Source organism: Nocardia altamirensis NBRC 108246, assembly GCF_001612685.1.
Classification (GTDB): Bacteria; Actinomycetota; Actinomycetes; order Mycobacteriales; family Mycobacteriaceae; genus Nocardia; species Nocardia altamirensis.
On record NZ_BDAY01000083.1, the window covers coordinates 24,572 to 48,674 of the forward strand.

The 24,103-nt window shown below is 65.4% G+C and carries 27 protein-coding genes; 7 read left to right on the plus strand and 20 right to left on the minus strand.

Going from position 1 to position 24,103, the window contains the following annotated elements; translation table 11 throughout:
* Nucleotides 1-2: 2 nt before the first annotated feature.
* From NA11_RS34905 to NA11_RS34960, 14 genes are all read right to left on the minus strand, one after another.
* Nucleotides 3-770, minus strand: a complete 768-nt coding sequence (locus tag NA11_RS34905; RefSeq protein ID WP_069166341.1) for a replication-relaxation family protein — start codon at nt 768-770, stop codon at nt 3-5.
* Nucleotides 767-1,198 carry an RRQRL motif-containing zinc-binding protein gene (locus NA11_RS34910; RefSeq protein ID WP_069166342.1) on the minus strand — a complete coding sequence of 144 codons (432 nt, stop codon included), beginning with the start codon at nt 1,196-1,198 and terminating at the stop codon, nt 767-769. Before NA11_RS34910 ends, NA11_RS34905 begins: the two co-directional genes overlap by 4 nt.
* Nucleotides 1,195-1,458, minus strand: a complete 264-nt coding sequence (locus NA11_RS34915; RefSeq protein ID WP_069166343.1) for a hypothetical protein — start codon at nt 1,456-1,458, stop codon at nt 1,195-1,197. Before NA11_RS34915 ends, NA11_RS34910 begins: the two co-directional genes overlap by 4 nt.
* A complete protein-coding gene (locus NA11_RS34920; protein WP_069166344.1) occupies nt 1,455-2,021 on the minus strand; it encodes a hypothetical protein in 567 nt (188 codons plus the stop codon). Before NA11_RS34920 ends, NA11_RS34915 begins: the two co-directional genes overlap by 4 nt.
* Nucleotides 2,021-2,233: a hypothetical protein gene (locus NA11_RS34925; RefSeq protein ID WP_069166345.1), complete on the minus strand. Its 213-nt coding sequence runs from the start codon at nt 2,231-2,233 to the stop codon at nt 2,021-2,023. The genes NA11_RS34920 and NA11_RS34925 overlap by 1 nt, the downstream gene beginning before the upstream one ends.
* A 309-nt stretch (nt 2,234-2,542) precedes the next feature.
* The gene (locus NA11_RS45180; protein WP_245746414.1) at nt 2,543-2,779 is read right to left on the minus strand and encodes a MerR family transcriptional regulator; all 237 of its coding nucleotides are present in this window, start codon (nt 2,777-2,779) and stop codon (nt 2,543-2,545) included.
* Nucleotides 2,780-2,917: 138 nt separating this feature from the next.
* The gene (locus NA11_RS34935; RefSeq protein ID WP_069166347.1) at nt 2,918-3,607 is read right to left on the minus strand and encodes a GntR family transcriptional regulator; all 690 of its coding nucleotides are present in this window, start codon (nt 3,605-3,607) and stop codon (nt 2,918-2,920) included.
* An 80-nt stretch (nt 3,608-3,687) separates the two neighbouring features.
* Nucleotides 3,688-4,518: a hypothetical protein gene (locus NA11_RS34940; RefSeq protein WP_069166348.1), complete on the minus strand. Its 831-nt coding sequence runs from the start codon at nt 4,516-4,518 to the stop codon at nt 3,688-3,690.
* A 289-nt stretch (nt 4,519-4,807) separates the two neighbouring features.
* A complete protein-coding gene (locus NA11_RS45185) occupies nt 4,808-5,731 on the minus strand; it encodes a hypothetical protein (RefSeq protein ID WP_141718020.1) in 924 nt (307 codons plus the stop codon).
* 47 nt (nt 5,732-5,778) lie between these two features.
* Nucleotides 5,779-6,453, minus strand: coding sequence for a hypothetical protein (locus NA11_RS45190; protein WP_141718021.1), 675 nt, complete (start codon nt 6,451-6,453; stop codon nt 5,779-5,781).
* Complete coding sequence (locus NA11_RS44285; protein ID WP_084655312.1) at nt 6,440-7,276, minus strand: TIGR04255 family protein; 837 nt, start codon at nt 7,274-7,276, stop codon at nt 6,440-6,442. The genes NA11_RS45190 and NA11_RS44285 overlap by 14 nt, the downstream gene beginning before the upstream one ends.
* Nucleotides 7,277-7,363: 87 nt before the next feature.
* Nucleotides 7,364-8,461 (minus strand): redox-regulated ATPase YchF, encoded by a 1,098-nt coding sequence (ychF, locus tag NA11_RS34950; RefSeq protein ID WP_069166350.1) that lies wholly within the window; start codon nt 8,459-8,461, stop codon nt 7,364-7,366.
* Nucleotides 8,462-8,600: 139 nt separating this feature from the next.
* Entirely contained in the window at nt 8,601-9,524 is a 924-nt protein-coding gene (locus tag NA11_RS34955; protein WP_069166365.1) for a quinone oxidoreductase family protein, read from the minus strand.
* Between the two features lie 169 nt (nt 9,525-9,693).
* Nucleotides 9,694-10,272, minus strand: a complete 579-nt coding sequence (locus tag NA11_RS34960; RefSeq protein ID WP_069166351.1) for a TetR/AcrR family transcriptional regulator — start codon at nt 10,270-10,272, stop codon at nt 9,694-9,696.
* 69 nt (nt 10,273-10,341) lie between these two features.
* On the opposite strand from NA11_RS34960, the gene NA11_RS34965 reads away from it, so the two are divergent.
* The 3 genes from NA11_RS34965 to NA11_RS34975 are packed head-to-tail and all read left to right on the plus strand — an operon-like array spanning nt 10,342 to nt 12,290.
* Entirely contained in the window at nt 10,342-10,983 is a 642-nt protein-coding gene (locus NA11_RS34965) for an NAD(P)-dependent oxidoreductase (RefSeq protein ID WP_084655313.1), read from the plus strand.
* Between the two features lie 37 nt (nt 10,984-11,020).
* Complete coding sequence (locus NA11_RS34970; RefSeq protein WP_069166353.1) at nt 11,021-11,857, plus strand: helix-turn-helix domain-containing protein; 837 nt, start codon at nt 11,021-11,023, stop codon at nt 11,855-11,857.
* A 10-nt stretch (nt 11,858-11,867) separates the two neighbouring features.
* A complete protein-coding gene (locus NA11_RS34975) occupies nt 11,868-12,290 on the plus strand; it encodes a VOC family protein (protein ID WP_069166354.1) in 423 nt (140 codons plus the stop codon).
* Between the two features lie 37 nt (nt 12,291-12,327).
* On the opposite strand, the gene NA11_RS34980 is transcribed toward NA11_RS34975, so the two are convergent.
* Genes NA11_RS34980 through NA11_RS34990 form a run of 3 tightly spaced genes read right to left on the minus strand, consistent with a single transcriptional unit; the run spans nt 12,328 to nt 15,448 of the window.
* Nucleotides 12,328-13,239 (minus strand): carbohydrate ABC transporter permease, encoded by a 912-nt coding sequence (locus NA11_RS34980; protein WP_245746415.1) that lies wholly within the window; start codon nt 13,237-13,239, stop codon nt 12,328-12,330.
* Entirely contained in the window at nt 13,236-14,138 is a 903-nt protein-coding gene (locus NA11_RS34985; protein WP_069166355.1) for a carbohydrate ABC transporter permease, read from the minus strand. The genes NA11_RS34980 and NA11_RS34985 overlap by 4 nt, the downstream gene beginning before the upstream one ends.
* 50 nt (nt 14,139-14,188) lie before the next feature.
* On the minus strand, nt 14,189-15,448 hold the full coding sequence (locus tag NA11_RS34990; RefSeq protein WP_069166356.1) for an ABC transporter substrate-binding protein: 1,260 nt from the start codon (nt 15,446-15,448) through the stop codon (nt 14,189-14,191).
* 514 nt (nt 15,449-15,962) lie between these two features.
* Between NA11_RS34990 and NA11_RS34995 the strand changes: the two genes are divergently transcribed.
* The 4 genes from NA11_RS34995 (at nt 15,963) to NA11_RS35010 (ending at nt 21,034) form a co-directional block, all read left to right on the plus strand.
* A complete protein-coding gene (locus NA11_RS34995) occupies nt 15,963-18,257 on the plus strand; it encodes a carbon starvation CstA family protein (protein ID WP_069166357.1) in 2,295 nt (764 codons plus the stop codon).
* The gene (locus NA11_RS47365) at nt 18,254-18,727 is read left to right on the plus strand and encodes a YbdD/YjiX family protein (protein WP_439957130.1); all 474 of its coding nucleotides are present in this window, start codon (nt 18,254-18,256) and stop codon (nt 18,725-18,727) included. Before NA11_RS34995 ends, NA11_RS47365 begins: the two co-directional genes overlap by 4 nt.
* A gap of 148 nt (nt 18,728-18,875) precedes the next feature.
* A complete protein-coding gene (locus tag NA11_RS35005) occupies nt 18,876-20,495 on the plus strand; it encodes a DNA-3-methyladenine glycosylase 2 family protein (protein ID WP_069166358.1) in 1,620 nt (539 codons plus the stop codon).
* The gene (locus NA11_RS35010; RefSeq protein WP_069166359.1) at nt 20,492-21,034 is read left to right on the plus strand and encodes a methylated-DNA--[protein]-cysteine S-methyltransferase; all 543 of its coding nucleotides are present in this window, start codon (nt 20,492-20,494) and stop codon (nt 21,032-21,034) included. Before NA11_RS35005 ends, NA11_RS35010 begins: the two co-directional genes overlap by 4 nt.
* Here the strand turns inward: NA11_RS35010 and NA11_RS35015 are convergent.
* From NA11_RS35015 to NA11_RS35025, 3 genes are all read right to left on the minus strand, one after another.
* Entirely contained in the window at nt 21,003-22,247 is a 1,245-nt protein-coding gene (locus NA11_RS35015; protein ID WP_069166360.1) for an MFS transporter, read from the minus strand. The two genes, NA11_RS35010 and NA11_RS35015, sit on opposite strands and share 32 nt — an antisense overlap.
* Nucleotides 22,248-22,303: 56 nt before the next feature.
* Nucleotides 22,304-22,753: a MerR family transcriptional regulator gene (locus NA11_RS35020; RefSeq protein ID WP_069166361.1), complete on the minus strand. Its 450-nt coding sequence runs from the start codon at nt 22,751-22,753 to the stop codon at nt 22,304-22,306.
* Between the two features lie 133 nt (nt 22,754-22,886).
* Nucleotides 22,887-24,103, minus strand: a 1,217-nt coding sequence (locus tag NA11_RS35025; RefSeq protein WP_281197140.1) for an SbcC/MukB-like Walker B domain-containing protein, incomplete at its 5' end; no start/stop codon positions are given.

A 24,103-nucleotide genomic window follows, 5' to 3' on the forward strand; every position in this document is an offset into this window, starting at 1 on the left:
GATCAGACCGCCTTTCCATTGTCCGGGTCTGAGACCTGGGGGATTTCGTGATCAGCGGCACCGCCCGCGATCACCCGGAGCCCGGGTCGCGGAGCGGGCAAGGACTCGGCGGCCTTCTTGGCCAGCACGTCGTCCAAATCGGTGAGGGTCAACTTCGGACCGCCCGACAGATCCAGCCCCGCCGCGACGGTCCGGATCACGGTCTTAGTCGCCTCACCGCGGCAATAGAACGTCAGGCCAGCGCACTGGGCGCGCGCGGCGACCTGCCACGCTTGAGCCACCGAGTTGCGGGCGGCACCAATACTTTTCGCGGTGAGCTCGACCTCAACGGCCCACAAATCACCGGTACCGGTGATATAGCGGCCATCATGGATGTGCGGGCGCGGCTGCCCGGCCCGCAACAACCCGACCTCGCTGCGCAGCTGACGCTCAGAGGTCCAGCGATCCAGATCCATCCCAGTCACCGCCAACCGCAACTCGAGCACCGCACGGGTATGCGCGGCCATCTTCGGAGTCGGCACCCAAAAGCGCACCGGTCGACCGAGCAACGCTTCCGCCGCCGATCGCGTCGGGTACACCCATGCCGACCCGGACACCGGACGTACGCGGTTGTCGCTGACCATGCGACCCGCTACCCACCGCGCGACAATCCGATAGGCCCGCGAACGGCTCACGCCGAGCATCTGCGCTACCAATTCGATTGGTGCGCCATACATCTCAGCCAGCACGGTCAGCGCCACCATGTCGCGCGGCGAGAATTGAACGCTCATCGGTCCATGCCCTCCCGCCTGTCTCGGTCCCGGGTGAGCGCAACAGCCAGGGCGTTACCTGTGTCGGCGTAGCCCGCGAGTGCGCTCGTGGATGTCCAGGCCGGACCCGGATCCTCGGCCTGGTCGAACCCGGCACGGGCGAGGCCGTGACGCTCGGCGGCACGTAACTGGTGCTCGCGTGTTGCCTTCGCCAACGCGGCCAGCTGCGCCGGACTCGGCTCCCGCTTGGCGGCAGCGCGATTGATGTCGTACAGGTACGCCGTCAACGGCTCCCGAGCCCGACGCGGACGCTGCACCTTGCCCGCGATGTCCTGCCCATTCGGTCGCAAACCATCCGCCGCCAACTGGCGACGTGTCCGCAAATGCGAAGGCGCGGTGCGCCATTCATAGACCGGGATACCGCCCGACTGGGTCACCGACTCGTTCATCGCTGCCACCCCGTAGGCGCCGGAAGCTGCTGCGGCGGAATGCAACCCAGCTGGACGGCCTGCGGCACCTGATCGCGGCGGCACATCTTCGGGCTCGGTGTGTAGGACTGCTGGTCAATCCACGCAACCGAGCAGCCCACCATCCCGGCCAGCACCGCGAGCACCAGCACCGCCACCTGAATCTGCGGTGGCAACGTCCGAAAAACCTGTCCGCCCGCTCGAGCCGCAGCTGCGTCGGTCTTCGCGACCGGGCCGATCATCGCTCGGCTCCATCCCGCTCAGCGCTGCGCTTGCTCTCGTCGGCAAGACTGCTGGCCCGCCGGTAGTTCGCCAGCGCGGACTGACCACCGGACAGCCGCGCCAGCTCACGAGTCCGAGTACGGGCGAACTCCGACGAGACCGGAACCGGTGCGCGGCCACGGACGGATGCGCTGTCGCCAGGCGCAGAGAACTGGATCGACCCTCGATCGCAGATCTGTTCGTCACGCGCGACTTGACGAGCAATCCGCGGCTGTTCCGGGTACTCATGGATGCGGACCGCAGTCTCGCGAGCCAAATCCAACCAGGACTCAACAGAGGAGACGTCAAGCCTGATCACACTGTCCAGCCGGTCGACCGTCCCTTCGATGTTCACCGAACCGAACTGGTGCTCCTCACCGACTGGAGCCGGATAACGGTCGAACCGATCCGCGTGCGGCGCCAGCGCCTGATAGCGGGCCTTCAACGAGACCATCCGCTGCTTCAGCGCCTCCTGCTCCCGCCGGATCGAATCCAACTCCCCCAGCAGCTCAGCCGGATCATGCGGCAGTTCATTCGGGCTCATCACTGCACCCCCAGATCCATCAACTGCTGATCAATCGCTGTGATATCGACGGCTTTCGCAGCCGCCGCAGTGATGACACCGGGTACCCAAGCGCATACGAAACCCATTGCGTAGTCGCGCTGTTCGGCTGTCAACGACTGCCATACCGTCAGTGCCTGCCGCACGAACGGATCAAGACCGTCGAACGGATCGTTTGATGTCGGCGCGCTCATCGCCGCACCCCCGCCCGACGAGTCGACCGCCACAACGCCACCGCACCCAGCAGCATCACCAGGGCCCCGAAGAACTCCGGCGCACTTAGCGCCAGAAATCCAACCGCCACAACAGCAACCACAAAACCGAATGTCCGGACGCGCATCATGCGGCCCTCTTCGTCTGTGCAGGAGCGCCTAGCAGAGCGGCGAGCTTCGCTCGTGTTACCGCGGAGATCGGCGGCGCTTGGGCAACGAGGTCAGCAACGTATCGCGCGATGCGATCGGAGTCATCGCCGCCGACATCAACACGTGGCTGCGCTGGGGTACTCATGCCGCACCGCCATCGCCAAGAGGTCTCACGAGCGCCAGTACCTGGCTGCGGTCGACCTTGATCAATCGCGGCCCGACCTGAAAGCCGTCGAGAAGTCCGGCTTCTACCCACCTGCGGACGGTGCCGGGGTGCACTCCCCCAGCCAGCTCCGCCGCACTGCGGAGGCTGATCAGGTTCTTCCGTTCACCGGATGAACTGTGACGTTTGCTCATTGAATGTTGCTCCTTCAGCATTCGCAGTCTGTGTATACACAAGCAGCGTATACACAGACTGCGTATACACACAAGAGTTGCGTATACGCAGGGGCTGAGGCAACGAAAAAGGCCTGATCATCGCGTGATCAGGCCCCTATACGAGCGGTCGGGATTCAGCTAGCCGTCATGTGCAATCTGGGCATCCGGCGCGACAACCATCCGGAACGAGAACGCTTGATAGCGGCCCCGCGGGTACGACACGTCCGACACCATCAGCAGCCGGTCGTCGCCATCTAGAAACCTCTGATGAACCGTGACGGCAGACTCTCCAGCCACGATTCCCAACCACGCAGCATGCCCCTCGGCCGGCATCCTCTCCGCCAGGGTTTCCTCGAGGTACACCGCGTCAGGGTTCTCATGCTCAGGCAGGTGGAACGTGTCCGAGATCGAAACGGGCTGTTCACCTTCCGAGGCGCGGGTCACCACATGAACCAGTTCAGCGCCATGCGGGATGCCAAAGGCCGCAGCCAGCTCGTCCGTTGCGCCGATCCTGTCGATCTCCCGCTGGACGCTTATCGCCAGATCCGACTCACTGCCGTAAGTAGTCTCTGGGCTCTCCATCTGCCGCTCGGGAGCCAGCCTCGTCAAGGTCGGACGCTCAGCAACGTAGGTTCCACGGCGCTCAACTCGACGAACCAGCCCTGCACGGTCCAGCTGATCAATCGCTTTGCGAACAACGATCTCCGACACATTGTGCTCGCGAGCGATCTCGACGTAGCTGGGCAGCGCCGTCTTCGGCGGGAGCGTTCCGCTACGTATCTCACGTGCATATTTGTTAGCGATCTGGACATACCGCGGTTCGACCATGGCCCAATCCCTTCCCGGTTGGCGCTGCGAACTAAGCATACATCCGTGCGTATACACAATGCGCGTGGCTGGCTCCGCCCCTACGATCGGCGAACCCAGCACTGTGCGACGTCACGCAGATTCCACCAGGACACGAAGCCGCGATCCTCGTCATCCAATACCCAGCCGCGGGCAAGAGCATCGAAGAATGCATCATCTCCCGTCTTGCCCCCCACCAGCTCGCCAACGTAGATCAGCAGATCACCACCAGCTGCGGAGTACTCCGCAAGCGCAGTGGAAGCCATCGAGTCTCCCCATCCAGGAGGCCAGCACAGGAACAAGACATCGTTGGCCCGCCAGCCAGAGCGAGCAGTCAGATCCGCAACCCCGAACCATTCGTCATGCTGACCCGAAGACTTTGGAAACGAGACATTTTCGCTCGTGCTAGGTGGCACGGAGTCAAACGCGCTCACCTGGCAACCTGCCGCGAAAAGTTGTGCAGCCCAATACCCCCGACCAGCTCCCAGCTCAACGATCTGCCTGGACGAACAGCGATTCGCGATCCATCGAGCCGTATCGGGAGCCGGTACAGCGTAGGCGTACGCCGCCTGAAGGACAGTCTGCGCATAGCCAAGCCGAGCGCTTCCTTGCGGCCGCCCGCCGTTGATCACACGGCGGCCGTTGTGCTCGAACACCGACGGTCCCACGATGTCCCAATACGGGTTACCAGACTCCGATCGCCCGCCCGTCATGAAGTGCAGAAGACGCAGATCGAAGGCCGCATCCGCCTGCGCGTCGCCGGTGCCGGCTAACCGCGGCGCCGTGTCAAGATACTCAGCGACCGCCGGATAATCTGCCCGGAACCGTGTCTCGTCCTCCAACATCGAGGCCAACTCGTTCCGCCGTTCCGTCGTCAGCGCAAGCCCAGTCATCACTCGATTGTCCCCGGACCTTGCCAACCGCAGTCGCGACATGCATGAAATGCGCATGGACGCATGGGATTCGGCGCAGAACCTGAGGGCAACAGGTTGCTACGTTCTGCCGAGAGCTTCAACAGTTGACGATCTCGGACGGCTTGTGTCTGGCGGGTCAAGCTTCGGCGGTTTGACGACACCTCACCACGTCGTGCAGAAGACGAAGATCGAAACCGGCGAACTACACGATGCCTCGATCACTGCGGCGACCCCGCAGTAAAAGCCATCTCAATATGCATGAAAGCGGTCAACATAGATGGTCGACGTCGAGAAGTTCCGTCTTCCGATAACGAGCGTAAGTGAAGTCGTCGGCCGATACCGCCTCACCCAGCACTGCCCCACCGACGACCGCGCTACGCATAGAAAGTCCGGCACCATCCGGCGGGCGGCACAGTACCGCAAGCGAGTTGGCCAATGCGTCCCAAAGATAGTAACGCTCAATCGGCGCGTTCGCCGTGAGCAACCGGTCAGCGATGTGCTTGTGCGTACGAGCACTCGAATTTGTGTAGAGCCAACTTTCGAGCCCATCGGGAACGTCTGGTGCCTCATGGTCATCGTAAACAGGCAGCACACCTGGCTCCATAACCAGTAATAGCCTCAAGTCATACGGGGGCTTACTCCAGCCTTCGACGGCCTCAATCCTCAACTCCAGGATATCGTCAAGGATTTTTCCGAACGCACTGTTCGGCCTCTTTGATCCCTCGTAGATCACCTTCTCCAACGGAGCAAGCCAGGGACTGACGTCGTCAGGAAAGGCGAACCTGCCAAACTTCCGGGCGACGGCGGCACCGAATCTTCGAACCTCCAGATCCGTTGCCAATCCGCGGGTTGGTGGATAATCGGCGGCGAAGGACTTGTCAATAGTCGCGATAATGTCCAGGTCAGCAAACCAAACCGGCCCTGCCTGCGGAACGTGAGCGTAACGAGGTCGCTTACCTTTTCGAGCCAAGCCCGCATTGTCTTGGTCGAGTTCGACCAGAGGCGAAACCTGAACATATTGTCTCGTCTCTCTGACTATGTCACAGGTTTGACTTACCAGTACGACCCCATTGGCCGCCTCGACCGAGCCCCGGCCAGATCGGGTTAGAGTACACAGCTCTGTCAAACCGACGAGCATATCGCCTTGTTGATACTCTTCAAGAGACGGTACCGCCGAATCTCCGTCGGTCACAGCTTGTCCTGCCCCTCTCCGATCAGAGCTAGCAGCTAGATCAGATTCTAGTCTTCAACATCGCCATGCTGAGCACCAAGATAAAAATCCGGTCGCTCACGCGCTCCCGAAACATCACCAGGCCCACTTCGATGGCGAGCGCGGAACTCGTCCAGCAAGCTCGTTCCGCCAGATCTGGTACTCAACAGCGCGTTACGTGTTGCGTCCGGTGTCATCGCTCCCAGTCGATGGATCGCTGCGATAAATTCATGTAACGCTTCGACATTGCTGGCATTCATCCGGCTGCCGTTTGCCCACATGTGGACCGCGCGACGAGACACACCGAAGACACGCCCGAGTTGCTCCCACGTCAGCCCTGAGGAATCGTGTAGCCACCGCACTGCACCACGCGTACTTTCCATGACAGCTTCAGCAGTATCAGACTTGACAGAGCCCAAGTCATCGCCATACGCGGCGCCCACGTCAGGAGGGAGCTGGCCTGATACCGACGCTACCAGCACCCGACGATTAGTAGTACGCTCGCCGATAAAACCGCCCAAGCCGTGAGGATTAAAAGTCGGCGCGATTTGTGTCGTCCCCCAGTCGCCAGTGAACAGGCCTGCGGAAACTACCACGACAGCACCAAATTTTGCCACTAATGAAATAGTCCGGGCGGGCGAGTGATCACCCGTACCTTCATCACTGTTCAACTGGGACCATGTCCGCTGGTCAAGAGTGTCCATCTAATTTCCCCCCGAATTCGACGAGGAAATCATCAGTTACCGTCCACCGAAAGTACCGATAGGCACGGGTGGCGAGATTATGGAGCCGGTCAGAAATTTGATCGATTGCTACCGATGGAGCGTCGGCGGGAATCTGGACGAAAGCGTCCAAATCGAGCACCCAACTGGGCGAATCCACCGTAGGCACCGACGGATCGAACGCACCCCCCGGAGGAAGGAGGCCCCATCGAGCCTTGAAGCCCTCCCCCTCACCTAATGCGTACTGAGCTTCACCTATGGAATGCAATCGTTTAACCTTGGCCCCAATCGGAGCCAAAGACTCACCGATCATCTCCGGCCGAACAAGCATATCCAATCGGTCGACGGCATCCGAATCTGCTATCCGATTGATATATCGAATACCGATACGCTCGGAGCGAATGGCGTCGACTGACTCTGTAAAGACCTTCCATGCCGACATAAGGCGCCCGATGAACTCGGTCCGACTAGAGTAATTTTGCGATGTCAACGCAAAAAAAGCATCACCAAACGATATCAGCCATTCGCGATCCGGCGATTCTAGCTGCCAGAGCATATTCGTTTCAGGCACCGGCTCAACTCCACCCGGACCAATTTTGAAAGCGGTTTCCTGCTTTTGATCAACTATGGGGTACGCACTCTTCATTGCTGCGATAAAATGCCGCGCAGCCGAGTCGTCAACCCAAAGTTCCGTCGCTTTCGCAAACCGGATTTGCGCCAGAACTCGAACCAACGGCGGATTCGACAGTGGCACCTCGTCCACCGATTCCGTGCCGAAGGGACTTCTCACCACGCCTGACGCCATGCTTCACACTGTACTTCACAGAGGTGTCTTCGGGGCCTCGACGTGACCTAGCTGTCATGCTGCGAACGCATATCTCACGCCGCGAACTCAGTACTTGCCTCCAGAGGCTAATCCGCTACGGAATTCGACTACGTCGCCGTCGTGCATGATGTAGTCCTTGCCTTCCATGCGGACCTTGCCTGCGGCTTTGGCGGCGGCCATGGAGCCTGCTTCGACGAGGTCGGTGAAGGCGACGATTTCGGCTTTGATGAAACCGCGTTCGAAGTCGGTGTGGATGACGCCTGCGGCTTTGGGGGCGGTGTCGCCCTGGTGGATTGTCCAGGCGCGGGACTCTTTCGGACCTGCGGTGAGGTAGGTCTGCAGGCCGAGGGTGTGGAAGCCGGCGCGGGCAAGGGCGTGCAGGCCCGGCTCGGTCTGGCCGATGGACTCGAGGAGTTCGAGGGCGGATTCGTCGTCGAGCTCGAGCAGTTCCGCTTCGACCTTGGCGTCGAGGAAGACCGCATCCGCAGGCGCCACAGCGGCTTTCAGCTCGGCAACCTTCGCCTCGTCGGTGAGGATGGACTCGTCGGCGTTGAAGACGTAGAGGAACGGCTTGGTGGTGAGCAGTGAAAGCTCTTTGAGCAGTTCGGTATCCACCTTGTTGCCCGCGGCGAACAGGGTGGTGCCCGCGTTCAGGATCTCCTGCGCGGCCTTGGCGGCGTCGGCGATCGGCTTGCGGTCCTTCTTGATCTTGGCTTCCTTCTCGAACCGCGGGACCGCCTTTTCCAGGGTCTGCAGGTCGGCGAGGATCAGCTCGGTCTCGATCACCTCGATGTCGGAGGCCGGGTCGACCTTGCCGTCGACGTGGATCACGTCGTCGTCGGCGAACACCCGGACCACCTGGCAGATGGCGTCGGCCTCACGGATGTTGGCGAGGAACTTGTTGCCGAGCCCGGCGCCTTCGGAAGCGCCCTTCACGATGCCCGCGATGTCGACGAACGACACGACAGCGGGCACGATGCGCTCGGAACCGAAGATCTCGGACAGCTTTTCCAGCCGCGGATCGGGCAGCGGGACCACGCCGACGTTGGGCTCGATGGTCGCGAACGGGTAGTTCGCAGCCAGCACGTCGTTCTTGGTCAACGCATTGAACAGCGTCGACTTTCCGACGTTGGGCAGGCCGACGATTCCGAGGGTGAGACTCACGAGACTGCCTCGCTGCGCTCGGCATTCTCGTACGTCTTGGACGCTGTGCTAATCGGTTCGCTCGCTCGCTCGCTCACGAGTAGTGGAGTCTACGCGGCAGACACGGTCCCCCGACCCGCGCCTGCCCGCAGCCTCTCGATCAGGGAATCAACACGACCTTGCCGAGGTTGCGGCGCTCGTCGATCACCCGGTGCGCTTCGGCCGCATCAGCCAGTGCGAATTCCGCGTGCACCGCGGGCCGCAGCTGGCCGGAAGCGAAGTACTGCCAGAGCTCTTGGCGCCAGTACTCGTACCGTGCAGGCTGCTCGCGCGCGATGCGCGCCATCTGGAAGCCGACCACCGATTTGGCGCCGACCAGCAGGTCGTAGGCCTCGATCGTGCCGCCGCCGGAGCTGTAGGCGACGAGCCTGCCGCCGGGAACGAGCGCGGCGACGGCAGGTCCGAGCAGGTCGCCGCCGACCGCTTCGAGCACGTAGTCGACCGGCTCGCCCCACGACTCCTGTCCGTACTCGACCACGTCGTCCGCGCCGAGTTCCCGCACGAACTGTGCCTTCGCCGGATCCGACACCGCGCCGACCACCCGTGCCGCGCCGCGCACCCGTGCGAGTTGCACAGCGAGATGGCCGACACCGCTGGCTGCCGCGGTGACGAGCACCGACTCACCGTCCTTGGGGTCGGCCGCGTCGAGCGCACCGAGGGCGACCAGGCCGCTGCGCACCAGCGCGACCGCGTCGACGGCGGACGCGCCGTCGGGGATCGGCGAGGCCATCGCCGCCGAGAGCAGCGCGTACTCCGCGTAGCCGTGGCCGAACACCAGCCCGGTGACGCGATAGCCGGGCGCATATCCGGTGACGCCGTCACCGACCGCGACCACTTCACCCGCGACCTCACCGCCGAGCGCGATCGGCGCACGCTGCTCACGCACTTTCCGCACCACCGGAAGGGTGACCCCGATCGCGTCGACCCGGACCAGCAATTCCCCGGGCCCAGGGGTCGGTACCTCGACCGACACGACCTCGAGCACCTCAGGACCACCGCTGCGTTCGTACTGAACCCGACGCACCACACCTCCACAACTCAAAGAGGAGGCAACGGTAACCACCCACCCGCACCGCCTCATACCCGCCGACGCCCAACGTGCGCCATCTCACCGATCGCCTGGCCGACGAGTGGCACATGGCTGCGGCAAAACACGAGAGCGGCTCTCCGTGGTGTGCCACTCGTGGAGCAGTTCAGGCGAGAAGAGGCTGGACGATGGTGTTGGCCATGGCGGTGGCGAGGGTGTCGGGGGCGGGGGTGGCGTCGGGGCCCGCGTCGTAATAGCGCAGGAATGCCTGGTGGAAGCAGGCGCCGTCGAGGAGGGCGGCGACGGTGTGCACGTCGATGTCGGCGTTGACTCGGCCGAGTTCTTGTTCGGCACTGAGGTATGCGGCGATGCCCGCGATGGCGTGCCCTGGGCCCGCCCCGTGCCTGCGCATCGAATCGCGGTGTGCTGCCATGCGTTGCGGCTGCGCGAGCAGCCCACCCAGCAGCGGAAGGGACTGCTGATAGAAGCTCAGAGCGCCGCGTGCGATCGCCGCGAGGTTCTCTTCGACGCTCGATTGTCCTGGCACCGGGGGGTTTTCGGCAGGGCCGGGCATCCGATGCTTCAGCACGTCGAGGATCAGCTCCTCTTTGTCGCTGAAGTGTTTGTAGAGCGCAGCCTCGGAATACCCTGCGGCCTTGGCGATCTCTTTGGTCGTCGCGTGGATGACGCCGCGGGTGCGCATGATCTCCGCCGCCGCGTCGAGGATCTGATCGCGAGTTCCCAATACGCCCTCCCGGGGTTGACAGGTTAGTAAGCACTCACCATCCTAGGTTAGTAAGTACTCACCAACCTGATGGGATCGGACATGCAGCTCACCCTTTTCGGCGCGACCGGCAACACCGGCAGCCGCACACTCGCCCAGGCACTCGCGGCCGGACACCAGGTCACCGCCGTGGTCCGCGGCGCGCACACCCTCTCGGAGCACCCCCGACTCCGCGTGATCGTCGCCGATCCGATGGACCCGGCGCAGATCACCGCGGCCGTCGACGGCGCCGACGCGGTGCTCGACACCATCGGCGCCCGCGAATCCGGCCCCACCTCGGTCTGCACCGACGCTGCCCTGTCGATCACCAAGGCAATGACTTCGACCGATGCGCGTCGCCTGGTGCTGATCAGCAACAGCGCGGGAGTCGCAGGGCCAGGCGATGATTGGAGCACCCGGTTCGTGGTGAAACCGCTGATCCTGCGACGTCTGCTGCGGCACAGCCTGACCGATATGGCGGCAGCCGAGCGGGTCGTCCGCGATTCGGCGCTGGACTGGACGATCGTGCGCGCACCGCAACTCACCGACAATCGCGCGAAAGGCTCCTACCGGAAGGCCGTCGACCGCAACGTCACCTTCGGCATCCGCATGTCCCGCGAAGACCTGGCCACCTGCCTGCTCGACCTGGCCGCCGATCCTGCGTCCATCGGCAAGCACATCCACCTCGGCTGACCTTGCGATTGCTGGTCAGCGGGGTAGCGTGATCGGCATGGAGCCGAGCACCGAGGTGGTGACGGCGCGGCCGGCACCCATGCTCGCGGCGTTCATCGACAGCTACGTCGGCTACCGGGTGCCCGGCTTGGCGGCCGGGTTGCATCGCGGCCTGCCCTCGGCGTACATGACGTTCATCATCAGCATCGGGCCGACGATCGATGTGGTCGCGCAGACGAATCCGCAGCAGTCGCCCGCGGAATACCGGTGCGTGCTCAGCGGTCTGCAGGCAAGCACGGCGCTCATCGCCCATCAGGGATACCAGGAAGGCGTCACGGTCGGGCTGACTCCGCTCGGCAGCCGAGTGCTGTTCGGCGTGCCCGCCGCGGCGCTCTGGGACACCTCGGTCGAATGTTCGGACGTGGCAGGTCCGGTCGGTCGCGAACTGTGGGAACAGTTGCAGGAACTGGACTCATGGCCGGACCGCTTCGCCGCGTGCGACCGCATCCTGACCCGTATCGCCTACCCGGATCGGGCGGTCGGTCCCGAGCTGACGGTGGCATGGCGAACGCTGGTCGGCTCCGGCGGCACGCTCGCGGTCGGTCCGCTTGCCGAGGAAATCGGGTGGAGCAGACAGCATCTCGCACGTCGGTTCAACAACGAGTTCGGACTGAGCCCGAAGCTGGCCGCGCGGATCGCTCGCTTCGAACGCGCACGGCAGATGATCCAGCGCATTCCGTCGCACGTCTCGATCGCGCAGGTCGCGGCCGCCTGCGGCTACTACGATCAGGCCCACCTCAATCGCGACTTCGCCGAACTCGCCGGGACCAGCCCGACGGCATGGCTGGCCGCCGAGGTTCCATCCGTCCAAGACCGGGAGCAGGCCGCCGGGTGAGGCTGGAGGCATGACTAATCCAGCAACCACCGAAACCACCGCACGCGCCGCCGTCTGGCCGACCCTGACCTTCCGCGACGCCCGCGCGATGTCCACTTTCCTCGTCGAGGCATTCGGCTTTCGGCCGACCGCGCTCTACGCCCGCGAAAACGACCCGTCGATCATCGAACACGCGGAAATGCGCTGGCCGCTCGGCGGCGGCATCATGTTCGGCAGCGCGGGCAAGAACGACAGCCCGTTCGGCGAACGGACGACGGGCAACGACTCGGTCTATCTCGTCTGCGACGACCCCGACGCGCTGTTCGATCGCGCTAAAACCGCAGGCGCCGAGGTGATTCGCGGCCTGCGCGACGAGGACTACGGCTCGCGCGGCTTCGTTGTCCGCGATCCGGAGGGCAACCTGTGGAGCTTCGGCACCTACTGGGGCGAATAAGACTTGCGTGCAAGCGCTCTCGACCGGTCTCGGCGGTTCAGCGGCCACCGAGGCCGGACATGGCGATGCCACGGACGAAGACGCGTTGGGCGATCGCGTAGACCACCAGCAGTGGCATCAGGAGGATCATCGCGGCGGCCATGAGGATCGGCCACTGGGTGGTGTACTGACCTTGGAGGCGCACCAGACCCAGTGTGGCGGTGGCTATCTCGTTGCGCTGGATCATCACCAGTGGCCAGAGGAAATCGTTCCAGACGGTGATCCAGGTGAGCACGGCGAGCACCATCAGCGCGGGTCGCGCATGCGGAAGCAGCACACGCCAGTAGACCTGCCAGGTGGAGCAGCCGTCAAGGATGGCCGCCTCCTCCAACTCTGTTGGCAGCGTGCGGAAGAACTGGCGCATGAGATAGGTGCCGAAGGCACTGCCGAATAGGCCGGGCACGATCATCGCCCATGGCGTGTCCACCCAGCCGAAGGCCCGCATCAGCAGGAACTGTGGGATCACCGTGACGGTGAGCGGCACCATGAGGGTGGCAAGGTAGGCGACGAACAGTAGCTCGCGGCCCCGAAACTGTAAGCGCGCGAACGCATACCCGGCCAGCGAGCAGAAAAACACCTGTCCTGCGGTTACACAGCCCGCGTAGATCGCGGTGTTGAGCAGCATCCGGCCGAGCGGCAGCAGCTCGAACACCTCGCGGTAGTTGGACCACTGCGGGTGCGCAGGCAGCAGCGCTCCGTCGGTGAGCTCCCCGTCCCGCTTCAGCGACGCGGACACCGCCCACAGGATCGGCGCCAGCGCACACCACGCGATCCCGATGAGCACGGCATAGATCCCGACCCCATGCACGATGCGCCGCACCGTCGCTCGCTCGACGCGGCCTCGGCTCGGCGCAACCAGCAGCTCACGCGAAGGCACACCCCGATCGGTGCGCACCATCTCAACCCTCACAGCTCCACCGCATCTCGCCGAGCGAACCGCAACTGAATAAGCGTCAGCACCAACAGCATCGCGAACATCACCCAGGCCAGCGCCGATGCATACCCCAGCTCATAGAACCCGAAGGCGTTCTGGAACAGCATGATTCCCAGCAGGTACGTGCCGGTCTCCGGCCCACCGTTGCTTCCGGTGAGCGCGTACACCTGATCGAACGCCTGTACCGAGTTGATGATGGTGATCACGAAGACGAACGAGAGCGGCCCACGGATCAACGGCACCGTGATCGCCGAAAACCGGCGCAGCGCACCGGCCCCGTCGATCTTCGCCGCTTCGTAAAGCTGCTCCGGCACTCCTTGCATCGCCGCGAGCAGGATGACCGTCGCGAACGGCACACTCTTCCAGACGGTGACGACACTCAGCGAAACCAATGCCAGTTCCGGATCAGTCAACCACGGCACCGGGCCGATACCGACCCACCCGAGTGCACTGTTGAGGATCCCGTCACCGGTGAAGATGAACCGCCACACCACGGCCATCGCCACCGTCGACGCGACCAGCGGCAGAAACGCGACCGTCCGAAAAACGGCGATACCGGCCAACTTCCGCTGCAACGCCGCCGCGATCCCCAATCCGATCACCACCGTCGGCACCAGCGTGAGCACCGTGAACACCGCGGTGTTCCGCAACGCGATGAGAAACAACGGATCCGCGCCGAGCAGTCGCCGATAGTTGTCCAGCCCGACAAACCGCATCGGCCGGAACAGATCCCACGCCTGAAAGCTCGTATACAACGAAAACCCCAACGGAAACACCAGAAATACCGCCACCGCCACCACATTCGGCGCCACGAACCCCCACCCCGCCAGCTCCCGCTTCCGCGCCAGCCGCCCTCGCTCGGCGACGAGTGGCACACCATGGAGAGCTCTTCTCGCACTTTGCCGCAGCCATGTGCCACTCGTGCTCATCGGTCCTCGAGAAGGAGGTCGATGTCGGCGGTCAGGCCGGGGGTCAGGGAGGTGGCGGGGGCAGCGCCGCGGAGGACGCGGTTGGCGCCGCGTTCGAGGAGGGCGGAAACCTTGCCCCAGGCGGGGGTTATCGGGAAGGGGCGTGAGTTTTCGGGGCCTTCGGTGAAGACCGCGAGGTTGCGGACGTCGCGGTGCGCCGTGGCGAAACCGGGTGAGGTCATCGCGGATTTCAGCACCGGGACGAACAGCCCGGACGCGGCGACGATCTCCTGCCCGACCGGGCCGGTGGCGAATTTGACGAATTCCCAGGCCTGTTCGATCCGCGGGCTGTTCGCCGCGATGGACAACCCGGTGCTGCCGACGGCGGTAATCGCGCCGGGCCCACCGTGCGGCCCGACCGGCAGCACCGTGACATCGAGGGGAATCCCCTGCCCCGCGAATTCCGAGTACAGCCAATGCCCGCCGAGCACCATCGCCGCGCGACCACCGAGGAACAGATCCTGCGCCGAAATCGACAGCCGGTCGGACACTTTCGGCGCCACCCCGTGCCGCACCGCAAGGTCGGCGTAGAACTGGAACCCGGCGGCAAACCGAGGATCACCGAGGTTGGTTCTGGTCGGCGCCACCGACGGCGTGAACCACTCCGCCCCGTTGTTCATCCCGAAGCAGGCGGCCGAGTAGTACGGCACCCAGGCGTCGGCGAACCCCCAGGTTCGCCCCGGCCGGGTGAGAGTGCGGGCAGCGTCGAGAAATTCGTCGAACGACCAGGCATCGCGCCATCGGGTCGGCGGTGTCAGCCCAGCCGCGGCGAACAACTCACGGTTGTAATAGAGGAACACTCCCGACCACTGTTCCGGCAGGGCGTACTGACCGCCTGCATAGGTGAACGTGTCGTACAACGCGGGATAACTGTCCCTGCGCAAGGTCTCGGCATACCCGGGCTCCCGCTCGAGCAGGCTCCGCAGATCGAGCAACACCCCACGCTCGGCCAACCCGGCATACAGCAGCTCCCAGGCCATGATCACGTCGGGGCACTTGCCGCCCGCGCAGTAGGTGAGCAGCTGCTGCTGCGGATCCGGCCCGGACATGATCGTCCGAATCCTGATGTCCGGGTGTCGCTTCCGGAATTCCTCGATGATCCGCAGCCGAACCCGTGCCTCTTCCGGCCTGGCCTGGAAGAAGAAGGTCAGCGCGTCGTCGGCCGATCCGCAGCCGGTCGCGGCGAGCAGCGGAGCGGCCAGCGCCGAACCGAGCATGGTGCGACGACGAACCGGTGACACGGGCTCCTCCACAGCGCTGACAGTCAGGACGTGCGGGTGGAACGTGACGCTCGGCCGACATCGCGGGACCGATCGCGGAATGTGCGAGCCAGCATGGCAGCATACGGAGGGCAACACGAGAGTGCGAGGGAAACACGCCCAGTCGCATGAGCGAGCGCAGCGAGCGAACAATGGGCACAGCCGAGCCTTCGCTCGTGACGGAGCCGAGCGCCAGCGAGGCGCAGTCACGAGCGATCAGCGGCGGCCGTGAACACCGGCCGACCAGGTAGCTGCGTGCCGCGGGCCACCCGTACCCGTCGTGCCCGGGGCGCGTCGCGCGGATTCGTAGGACGATGCGGTTCGGTGGATGAACCGATCCGGCCCACCACACCAGGCACGATTCCCGTCGCAATGTTCAGACTTCCCTAAGTCCGGCTCACACGCGCTTCAGTTCAGCTACGTTGTCAACGTTTCAGCAAGTCCAGCTCGATTTCCCGGGAGAGTAGTTCGCATGGCGACCATCGAATACCTCCGGACTGATCCCGACCTACCTCCGGTGGGCGTCGTGGATCGTTCGCCGATCACCCCAGTCAAAAAGGGCATATTCGCCGCGATCGCCCTCGTCGGCGCGCTCGCCTGGGCCGTCCTCGCCATCTCCCGTGGCGAATCGGTCAACGCGGTATGGATCGTGGTCGCGGCCGTGTGCACCTATGTGCTGGCCTACCAGTTCTATTCCAGGCTCATCGAGCACAAGATCACCAAGCCGAGGGACGACCAGGCCACGCCCGCCGAGATCCTGGAAAACGGCAAGGACTACATGCCGATGGACCGGCGGGTGCTCTTCGGGCACCATTTCGCCGCCATCGCGGGCGCAGGCCCGCTCGTCGGACCCGTCCTCGCCGCTCAGATGGGGTATCTGCCCGGCACGCTGTGGATCGTGTTCGGTGTCGTCTGCGCCGGTGCCGTGCAGGACTACCTGGTCTTGTGGGCATCGACCCGCCGCCGCGGCCGCAGCCTCGGGCAAATGGCCCGCGACGAGCTCGGCGTGGTCGGCGGCGTCGCCGCGATCATCGCCGTGCTGGTGATCATGATGATCCTGCTCGCGGTGCTCGGCATCGTCGTGGTGAACGCGCTCGCCGCGACACCGGACAAGGACGGCGTGCTGGTCGGCGGCAGCCCGTGGGGCGTGTTCTCCATCGCGATGACCATCCCGATCGCCCTGTTCATGGGCGTCTACCTGCGCTACCTGCGCCCGGGCAAGGTCGGCGAGGTCTCGCTGATCGGCTTCGCACTGCTGCTGCTCGCCATCGTCTCCGGCAACTGGGTCGCCGAATCCGGTTGGGGCCAGGACTGGTTCACGCTCTCGGGCACCACCATCGCCTGGTTCCTCATCGCCTACGGCTTCGTCGCCTCGGTGCTGCCGGTATGGCTGCTGCTCGCGCCGCGCGACTACCTGTCGACCTTCATGAAGATCGGCACCATCGTGCTGCTCGCCGTCGGCGTGCTGATCACCATGCCAGTCCTGAAGGCGCCTGCGGTCTCGGAGTTCGCCACCTCGGGTACCGGTCCCGCGTTCGCGGGCAGCCTGTTCCCGTTCCTGTTCATCACCATCGCGTGTGGTGCGCTGTCCGGCTTCCACGCGCTCGTCTCCTCGGGCACCACCCCCAAGCTGCTGGAGAAGCAGTCGCACGCCAGGATGATCGGCTACGGCGGCATGCTGATGGAGTCGTTCGTCGCGGTGATGGCGATCATCACCGCGAGCATCATCGACCAGCACCTGTACTTCGCGATGAACGCGAGCGCCGGGCTCACCGGTGGCACCGCGGAGAAGGCGGCCGCCTACACCAACAGCCTTGGCCTGAGCGGAGATCCGGTCACCCCGGCCGAGCTGACGCAGGCGGCCAAGGACGTCGGCGAGACCAGCATCGTCTCGCGCACCGGTGGTGCGCCGACGCTGGCCGTCGGCATGTCCGAGGTGCTGCACCGGTTCCTCGGCGGCACCGGACTGAAGGCGTTCTGGTACCACTTCGCGATCATGTTCGAGGCGCTGTTCATCCTCACCACGATCGACGCGGGCACCAGGGTCGCGCGCTTCATGCTGTCGGATTCGCTCGGCAACCTCGGCGGGCCCGCCCGCAAGTTCAAGGATCCGTCCTGGCGGCCCGGCGCCTGGCTCTGCTCGGCGATCGTGGTCGCCGCGTGGGGGTCGGTGCTGCTGATGGGTGTCACCGATCCGCTCGGCGGCATCTACACGCTGTATCCGCTGTTCGGCATCTCCAACCAGTTGCTCGCCGCGATCGCGCTCACCGTTGTGCTGACCATCGTGATCAAGAAGGGCCTGCTCAAGTGGGCATGGATACCGGCGATCCCGCTGGTGTGGGATCTGACCGTGACCATGACGGCGTCGTGGCAGAAGATCTTCTCCGACGACCCGAAGATCGGATACTGGAAGTCGCACAGCCTCTACAGCGCCGCCGCCGATGCCGGAAAGGTCTTGGCACCCGCCAAGACGGCGGACGACATGGAGAAGGTCGTGCGCAACACGTTCATCCAGGGCAGCCTGTCGATCATCTTCGCGGTGCTCGTACTGATCGTGGCGATCGTCGGCGCCGTCGTCTGTGTGCGGGCGTGGCGAGCGGGCGGCGGACCGAGCAGCGAGACGGAAGACGAACCGTCGAAGATCTTCGCGCCGAAGGGTTTCCTGGCCACGCCTGCCGAAAAGGAGGTGCAGCAGGAATGGGACGCCCTGATCGCGTCAGGGAAGGTGCGAGCACCGGGTGCCGCGACAGCGAAAGCGGGCCATTGACGGTCGAGGTTGCGTCGGCGCCGACGGTGGAGACTGCTGCGGCGCCGACGGTCGATACCACCCCTGCGCAAACGGCCGACACCACCTCGGCGCCGACGATCGACACCACTTCGGTGTTGACGATCGCCACCGCCGTGCCGGGGACGATCGACACCATCCCGATTCCGACGATCGACACCGCCGAGATGGCGATGATCGACTCGGCACCGATGGAAGGCGCTCTCCCGCAGGGCGATCGGTCGGCTCGACCGGTTGTCCTCGGACAGTTGCGTCGAGCGGGCAGCACCGCGGTGACCGCGGTGCGCACGGTCGGGTGGTGGTTCAACTCGATCCTCGGCGGGCAGGACTATCGGCGGTACGTCGACCATCTCGCGCGCAACCATCCCGGGTGCGAGATTCCGACGGAGCGCGAGTACTGGCGCACGCGGCACGCGGACGCGGACCACAATCCGACGAATCGCTGCTGCTGAGGCTTGGCGGGCGGCGCGATGAGGGCGCCGCTCGCCACCTTTCCTCGGTGTACCGCGCGACGATCCCTCGTGCACGGTGCATCCGATTCGGTCGGTAATGGCAGATTTCCGCTAGCAGAGCGTGCCCTTACCTGACATTGTGGTTGACGTGACGATCACGGTATTGGATTTCGAGCGGTGCTACCGCGCGGTGTCGACCAGAGATTCCCGATTCGACGGGCAATTCTTCACCGCAGTGCGGACCACCGGAATCTATTGCCGCCCATCGTGTCCGGCGATCACGCCGAAGCGCGCGAATGTGTCGTTCTTACCGACTGCGGCGGCCGCGCAACAGGCGGGCTACCGCGCGTGCCGTCGCTGCCTACCGGACGCCGCACCAGGCTCACCCCTGTGGAACACCCGCGCGGACCTGGCCGCCCGCGCGATGCGGTTGATCGGCGACGGAGTGATCGAACGCGGCGGCGTGCCCGCGCTTGCCGCCACCCTCGGCTACTCGCAACGGCAACTGACCAGGGTGCTCACCACCGAACTCGGCGCAGGCCCGCTGGCGCTGGCCCGCGCGCACCGCGCTCATACGGCGCGGCTATTGATTCAAACGACCCCAATGCCCATGTCGGACATCGCCTTCGCGGCCGGGTTCGCCAGCATTCGCCAATTCAACGACACGGTGCGCGAGGTATTCGCGGTCAGCCCGACGACCATGCGGGCCGAGGCGCATCGCGCCAAATCCGGCTCGAACGGACGCCAGGCCCCCGCGGTCAACGGTTCACTCAGCCTGCGGTTGCCCTACCGCGAACCACTCGACCGGGCCTGGCTGGAATGGTTCCTCTCCTCCCATGTCGCGCCGGGCATGGAACTCTGGGAGAACCGCGCGTACACGCGCAATCTGCGCACCCCGCACGGCCACGCGACGACCAGGCTCAGCTTCCAACGCGATCATGTGCGGGCCGAGCTGGCATTGCACGACATGCGCGATCTGGCGCCGACAGTGGCGCGGCTGCGGCACCTGCTCGACCTCGACGCCGATCCGATCGGCATCGACGAGGCGCTGGGTGTGACTCCGGGACAGCGGGTTTCGGGGCCCGAGCTCTCCGACCCCGATACCGTCCGGCTGCCGGACGCGGGCGCAGGCTCGCCGCCGGACGCCGATACGCCGCCCGACCCGGTCGACGGCAAGCGGCCCGCGTTCACGCCGGGCATCCGCGTGCCAGGCTGCCTCGACGGGCCGGAACTGTTGTTGCGCACCATGATCGGGCAGCAGATCTCGGTGTCGGCGGCGGCGACGCACACCGCGCGGCTGGTCGAGGCGCTCGGCGAGCACGTCGACGGCCCGATCCCGCTGCTGTTCCCCACGCCTGCGGTGATCGCCGAACGCGGCGCCGAGGTGCTCACCGGTCCGACCCGGCGGGTTCGCTCGATCATCGGCGCCGCCGAGGCGTTGGCCAGCGGTGAACTCGCGCTGCACCAAGGCCGCACCGCGTCCGACTTGCGGCGCGAACTCCTCGCACTGGACGGGGTCGGCCCGTGGACGGCCGACTACGTGACGATGCGTCTGCTGGCCGACCCGGACGTGCTGCTCAGCACCGATCTGGTGGTGCGGCAGGGCGCCGCGGTGCTCGGCCTCGACCTCGCCGACACCGGCCGCTGGATGCCGTGGCGGTCGTATCTGTCCATGCACTTGTGGAAAGCGGCGCTGACCGATCGCGCCGACCGCTCCACCGCCGCAGCGGCCAAGGCCGCCTCCTCGAAAGCGAGCACCCGAACATGACCGCCGCCAGCACTATTCGATCAACCACACCGCGCATCGGTACCGCCACTGCCGATTTCGCGACCGTCGACACACCGATCGGGCCGTTCACCGCCGTGGTCGACGCGGACGGAGCCGTGCTCGCCGCGGGGTGGACAACCGACGTGGCGTACCTGTGCACCGTGGTCCATCCCAGCCTGCGCCCTGGCGATCTGCGGCAGCGGGACGACCTCGGAGCGGTGACCGGAGCGGTCATCGCCTATCACCAGGGCGATCTCACGGCGATCGATCCGATCCCGGTGCGGCAGCATTCCGGCGAATTCCTCATGCACGCATGGGATGTGCTCCGCAAGGTGCCCGCAGGCGCGCCCATCACCTACACCGAGTTCGCCGCCATCTCCGGCCGCCCCGACGCCACCAGGGCCGCCGCCAACGCCTGTGTGAGCAATGCCGCGGCCCTGTTCGTCCCGTGCCACCGCATCTTTCGCATCGGCGGCGCGCTCGGCGGCTTCCGCTGGGGGCTGCCGGTCAAGCGCTGGCTGCTCGATCACGAAGCGTGACGGCTTGTCGCGCAGGCGCTTCGAGGTAGCGAGCCCGGCCGGCCGCGAGCCCGAGCATGCCGTTGACCACCAGCAACGCCAGTAGCCCGAGCAGCGGCAGCGTCCACGAGTCCGACACCGAGTACAGCGCGGCGGCGAGCAGCGGTCCGGTGGCGCCGATCAGGTAGCCGAGCGTCTGCGACTTCGTCGACAGTGCCGTCGCGGTGTGGTGGTCGCGGGTGCGCAGCACGAACAGCATGCTCGGTAGCGTTTGGCCCGCACCGAGGCCGATGCCGAGGACGACGAGCCACACCGGCGCGGTTGCCACCGGAGCGGCCAGAATGCCGAGCACCCCAACGAAACACAGTGCCACCGCGGCCACCAGGTGGATGCGCTGGCTTGCCCGTCTGGCCGCGAGGGGCGGCGCGACGAAACCGCCGATGGCGAGGGTCAGCGCGCAGATCGACAAGTAGAAGCCCGCGGTGGTCTGACTGACGCCGCGGGCGATATAGACCGACGGCAGCCAGGCGAAGAGCGTGTACAGCAGCAGCGACTGCCCGCCCAGATAACCGGTTATGCTCCACGCCAACGGGTTTCGCAGCAGCCAGCCCCACGAGGTGTTCGTGTTCGTACGGACGTGCGGACGGTCCAGCTGCGGTATCAAGGCGACGATGGCGAACAGCGCGGGAATCAGAGCCAGTCCAAGCGCCAGCCAGGTCGACCCGGTGAGGTGATACACCGGCACCGAAATCGCTGCGGCCACAGCGGCTCCCACGCTGACCACCAGGCCGTAGACGCCCATCATCATGCCGATGCGCGGGGCGGGGAAGCGTTTCTTCGCCAGCACCGGGGTGATGACATTGCCGACGGCGATGCCCGCGCCCGCGACGACGGTGCCTGCGAAGAGGCCACCGGTGCCGACTGCGGGGAACACAGCACCGATCGAACGAATTACGACGCCGCCCGCCAGTATCGCCATCGCCAGAAACAAGGCACGCTCCTCGCCGAATCGGTTGCGCACCAGCACCCCGAACGAGGCGAACAAGCCCATGCACAGCACGGGCAACATCGTCAGCACCGATGCGCCGACGTGGCTGAGGCCGAGCACAGGGACCAGCGGACCTGGACCAGCGAAGGACACTCTGAGGTTCAAGCTCACCAGCACGAACGCCGTCACCAGCAGCGGAAGCGAGGCCGCCCGGGTGGTCGGTGGTGGTTCGAGAGTTTGGGTCATGCCCGTCACTGTTGCGGTTGAAGCCGACTTGAGCGCAACCGCGGAGCCCGCCGAGACTAGGCGGGATAGTCCAGGTCGTTGGGATCAATTCGATTGCCGGACATGCGTTGCCGCACCACCTCGCGCATGAAGTCGCAGCGGCCCGCCGGATGTGGGCTCGTGCACTTCAACGAGTGCTCCAGATGGGCCTTCCCTTCGGCAAGCCGACGTTGCTGCTCCTCGATGGCGCGGATTCGCTCCCGCATGACCACCCGCGACGGCGCCGCATCGTCGGCAAGCACCGCTTCATCCGCCAGCATGATCGCGATCTCGTCCAGACTCAGCAGGGCGAACTCCTGCCACAACTGGATCAGGCCGATGCGCAACATCTGATCGGCGTCGAACTGACGCACACCCGCTCGCCGCGCGGTGGCCTGGATCAGCCCGCGCTCCTCCCAGTACCGCAGCGTGGACACCGCAACCCCGCACCGCCGAGCCGCCTCGCTGATCCCCACCAACTCACTCATCGGCCTATTCGACCTCGACTCGCTCTCGACTTCAACACCCCCACGAGTGCCTGGGTGATCGAGTGGGAACTGGTGGCGGAGGCTTCTCGCGAAATGCCGCCACCAGTTCCCACTCGATCAGGAGTACTGACGGTCAGGCGACGGTGGCCTCGAGGTGGGAGCCGGATCGGCCGCGGCGGACGTGCAGGCGGCTCGGGATGCGCTGGCGCATCTCGTCGACGTGGCTGACGACGCCTACCACGCGACCACCGGCCCTGAGCTCGTCGAGCACGCCCATGACCGCGTCGAGGGTGTCCGCGTCCAAGCCGCCGAAGCCCTCGTCGATGAAGAGGGTGTCCAGCACGAGGCCGCCGGATTCGGCGGCGACGGTGTCGGCCAGGCCGAGTGCCAAAGACAGTGAAGCCATGAAGGTTTCGCCGCCCGAGAGGGTCTTGGCCGGGCGGACCGCGCCGGTGTAGTCGTCGCGGATGTCCAGGCCGAGACCGCCACGACGACCACGCGGGCCCGCCTTGTCGGAGTGCACGAATTCGTAACGGCCCGCCGACATTCGGCGCAGGCGCAGCGAACCCGCCTGCGCCACCTCTTCCAGGCGGGCGGCAAGCACGTAGGAGCGCAACGACATCCGCCGGTTGTTCTCGCCGCGGCCCGCAACCACCTCGGCGAGCGCGGCGAGCTCATCGTGTGTCCGCTGCAATGGCGCGATCCGATCCACCGCCGCCCACAGCTGCCCGCCGAGATCCTCGAGCAAACTCACCCGCCTGCTCGCCTCCCCGTGCACGGAAACGGCGGCATTGACCTGCGCCTGCGCGGTAGCCACCGCAGCATCCAACTCAGCCAGATCCCCGACCTCCGCAGCCCCCGCAGCCTGAATATCCGGCTCCGCCAGCACAGCTTCAGCATGCGCGCGAGCACGATCGGCGGCCACCAGCTCCGCCTCGATCTCCGCCTGCCGCTGCGCAGTACGACTCGCCGCAGTAACCACCCGCGCGATCGCGGTCAGCCGAGCCACATCGTCGCGCGGCGCACCAGCGCCTGCTGTCTGTTGTGCGGTAGACGAATTCGGCGTCGCCGAGGGTGCCGCAGCCGGGGCCGAATCATCCACCGCAGCAACACTGTCGGCAGGTTCCACACCGGCGGGCATCGACCCTCGCGAAGCACGGGCTGGATCTCCGACACCTCCGGAGCCGCCCTGCACATCAGCGGAATCTGGGGCACATGTCGGGCTCGCAGCCGAACCGCCTACGGGCGCAGCACCGGACCTGACATCGGAAGCGGTCGCAGCAAGCCGCACTTCGGCAGGCGCGGCGCCCGCTGTGACATCGGAACCGGTTGCGGCAGGCTGCGCTTCGG

Coding starts and splice junctions, on each gene's coding strand:
- NA11_RS34975 (WP_069166354.1), top strand. CDS start 11,868: ATGACTAATCCAGCAACCACCGAAACCACCGCACGCGCCGCCGTCTGG.
- NA11_RS34905 (WP_069166341.1), bottom strand. CDS start 770: ATGAGCGTTCAATTCTCGCCGCGCGACATGGTGGCGCTGACCGTGCTG.
- NA11_RS45180 (WP_245746414.1), bottom strand. CDS start 2,779: ATGCTGAAGGAGCAACATTCAATGAGCAAACGTCACAGTTCATCCGGT.
- NA11_RS34915 (WP_069166343.1), bottom strand. CDS start 1,458: ATGATCGGCCCGGTCGCGAAGACCGACGCAGCTGCGGCTCGAGCGGGC.
- NA11_RS44285 (WP_084655312.1), bottom strand. CDS start 7,276: ATGGCGTCAGGCGTGGTGAGAAGTCCCTTCGGCACGGAATCGGTGGAC.
- NA11_RS34920 (WP_069166344.1), bottom strand. CDS start 2,021: ATGAGCCCGAATGAACTGCCGCATGATCCGGCTGAGCTGCTGGGGGAG.
- NA11_RS34910 (WP_069166342.1), bottom strand. CDS start 1,198: ATGAACGAGTCGGTGACCCAGTCGGGCGGTATCCCGGTCTATGAATGG.
- NA11_RS35020 (WP_069166361.1), bottom strand. CDS start 22,753: ATGAGTGAGTTGGTGGGGATCAGCGAGGCGGCTCGGCGGTGCGGGGTT.
- NA11_RS34970 (WP_069166353.1), top strand. CDS start 11,021: ATGGAGCCGAGCACCGAGGTGGTGACGGCGCGGCCGGCACCCATGCTC.
- NA11_RS34990 (WP_069166356.1), bottom strand. CDS start 15,448: ATGCTCGGTTCGGCGCTGGCCGCTCCGCTGCTCGCCGCGACCGGCTGC.
- NA11_RS34940 (WP_069166348.1), bottom strand. CDS start 4,518: ATGACTGGGCTTGCGCTGACGACGGAACGGCGGAACGAGTTGGCCTCG.
- NA11_RS45190 (WP_141718021.1), bottom strand. CDS start 6,453: ATGGACACTCTTGACCAGCGGACATGGTCCCAGTTGAACAGTGATGAA.
- NA11_RS34925 (WP_069166345.1), bottom strand. CDS start 2,233: ATGAGCGCGCCGACATCAAACGATCCGTTCGACGGTCTTGATCCGTTC.
- NA11_RS34935 (WP_069166347.1), bottom strand. CDS start 3,607: ATGGTCGAACCGCGGTATGTCCAGATCGCTAACAAATATGCACGTGAG.
- NA11_RS34995 (WP_069166357.1), top strand. CDS start 15,963: ATGGCGACCATCGAATACCTCCGGACTGATCCCGACCTACCTCCGGTG.
- NA11_RS34965 (WP_084655313.1), top strand. CDS start 10,342: ATGGGATCGGACATGCAGCTCACCCTTTTCGGCGCGACCGGCAACACC.
- NA11_RS35010 (WP_069166359.1), top strand. CDS start 20,492: ATGACCGCCGCCAGCACTATTCGATCAACCACACCGCGCATCGGTACC.
- NA11_RS35015 (WP_069166360.1), bottom strand. CDS start 22,247: ATGACCCAAACTCTCGAACCACCACCGACCACCCGGGCGGCCTCGCTT.